This window comes from Paracoccus haeundaensis (assembly GCF_006239215.1).
In the GTDB taxonomy this organism is placed as follows: Bacteria; Pseudomonadota; Alphaproteobacteria; order Rhodobacterales; family Rhodobacteraceae; genus Paracoccus; species Paracoccus marcusii.
This window is the reverse complement of sequence record NZ_VDDC01000089.1, coordinates 1-2,073: the sequence shown is the minus strand read 5'-3', so window position 1 is coordinate 2,073 and position 2,073 is coordinate 1. Positions and strand designations below refer to the sequence as shown.

The window sequence follows — 2,073 nt, the reverse complement described above, 5'->3', positions numbered from 1 at the left end:
TGCGCGGCGAGTATAGCGCCGTCGTCGAAACCTACTGAGCGTCGGGCAGCCATTCGTGATCGACGCGAATGGCTGCCTCATTCTTCCTGCGGCACTGTTCCTATGTAAGCATTGTGAAAACCGGCAGGGACGTGCCACCGCCCAAAGGCTGCACCGCAGCACTTGGTACAGCATCGATCTGCTGTCTTGACCTTGCCATCGCCTGCAATCTATTTCCTTGCGCATGGGGCCTGCGACCGCCCCACGAGGCGTCAGCCGAAGTTCGCGTTCCATTGAAACCTTCACGGGAGGAACGCCCATGCCTGCGCCCAATGCGATTTCCGTCGACAAGCTTGCCCGCATCATCGGCACGCCCCGCGCCCCGGTCATTCTGGATGTCCGGTCCGACAGCGATTTTGCCACCGATCCCCGACTGGTGCCGGGGTCCATCCGAGCGGATGACCGTGCCTTGGCTGATCTCCCACCGCTGCCGCCGGGTCCCATGCTGGTGCTCTGCCAGGCAGGTCATCGCCGCAGTCAGGGCGCTGCGGCATGGCTGCGCGCCGAAGGTCGCCAGGCCGAATATCTTGATGGTGGTTTTGTCGCGTGGCGAGAGGCGGGTCTGCCGCTGATCCAGACAGACCACCTCCCCCCACGCGACGGGCAGGGCCGCATGGTCTGGGCCACCCGCGCGCGCCCCAAGATCGACCGGATCGCCTGTCCCTGGCTGATCCGCCGCTTCGTCGATCCTCGTGCGGTGATCCTGTTCGTGGCCCCGGCCGAAGTCTCGGGTGTGGCCGAGCGCCATGAGGCAGCCCCCTTCGACATCGAGGACGTCTTCTTCAGCCATAGGGGCGATCTATGCAGTTTCGACGTGATGCTGGCTGAGCTGGGCCTGTCCGTTCCAGCGCTGGACCGATTAGCCGTGATCGTTCGGGCTGCCGATACGGCACGGTTGGACCTGGCGCCCGAAGCAGCGGGGCTGCTGGCCGTCTCCCTTGGCCTGTCGCGCATGTATGCCGATGATCTGGAACAGCTGGAGGCGGGGATGCTGGTCTATGACGCGCTCTATCGGTGGGCGCGTGACGCGACCGGCGAGACCCATAACTGGCCCATGAACAAGCCGAGGGCAGAATGATGCAGACCCGCCCCTATCCCACTCTTGCCGAGGCCACCCGCATCTGGGCGCGGATCGGCCTGCTGAGTTTCGGCGGCCCCGCGGGCCAGATCGCCCTGATGCACCGCATCCTGGTCGAGGAACAGAAATGGCTGGGCGAGCGGCGGTTCCTGCATGCGTTGAACTACTGCATGCTGCTGCCCGGCCCCGAGGCGATGCAGCTTGCCGTTTATATCGGCTGGCTGATGCATCGCACCATCGGCGGGATCATCGCCGGGTTGCTGTTTGTGCTGCCCGGCCTCGTGGCGATCATGGGCCTGTCGTGGATCTATGCGATCTGGGGCAATACCGGCGTGCTGGAGGGGCTGTTCTTCGGCCTCAAGGCTGCGGTGCTGGCAATCGTCGTGCAGGCGGTGATCCGCATCGGGTCGCGGGCGCTGAAGAACCGCACGATGATCGGCATCGCAGCGGCCTCATTCCTAGCGATCTTCGCCTTTGGCGTGCCGTTTCCAGTCATCATCCTCACGGCAGCGCTGGTGGGCTTCGTCGGCGCCCGTGCGGGTCTGGTGGCGTTCCAGGGCGGCGGCGGGCACGGCAAGATGGGCGGCACCCAGGTGGCCGATGCCGACACCCTGCTGGGTGAGGGCACGCCCGACCATACCCGTGTCAGCGCCGGGTGGGCGGCGCGCATATCGGCGGTGTTTCTGGGGCTGTGGCTGGTGCCAGTGGCAGCGTTGTTCCTGATCCTCGGCCCAGAAAACGTGTTCTCGCAGATCGCCGGGTTCTTCAGCGTGATGGCGGTGGTGACCTTCGGCGGCGCCTATGCCGTCCTGGCCTATGTCGCCCAGCAGGCGGTCGAAACCTATGGCTGGCTGGCACCCGGAGAGATGCTGGACGGGTTGGGCATGGCAGAGACCACGCCGGGGCCGCTGATCATGGTGACCCAGTTCGTGGGCTTCATGGGCGCGCTGCGCGAG

Annotated in this window: 2 protein-coding genes; both read left to right on the top strand. The window is 65.6% G+C overall.

The window, feature by feature from the left end:
• The first annotated feature begins 298 nt into the window (after nucleotides 1-298).
• Nucleotides 299-1,117: a chromate resistance protein ChrB domain-containing protein gene (locus tag FHD67_RS20045; protein WP_139599837.1), complete on the top strand. Its 819-nt coding sequence runs from the start codon at nucleotides 299-301 to the stop codon at nucleotides 1,115-1,117.
• Nucleotides 1,114-2,073 (top strand): chromate efflux transporter (chrA, locus tag FHD67_RS20040; RefSeq protein WP_246071370.1); only part of this gene is annotated, 960 nt, incomplete at its 3' end. The genes FHD67_RS20045 and chrA, both read left to right, overlap by 4 nt.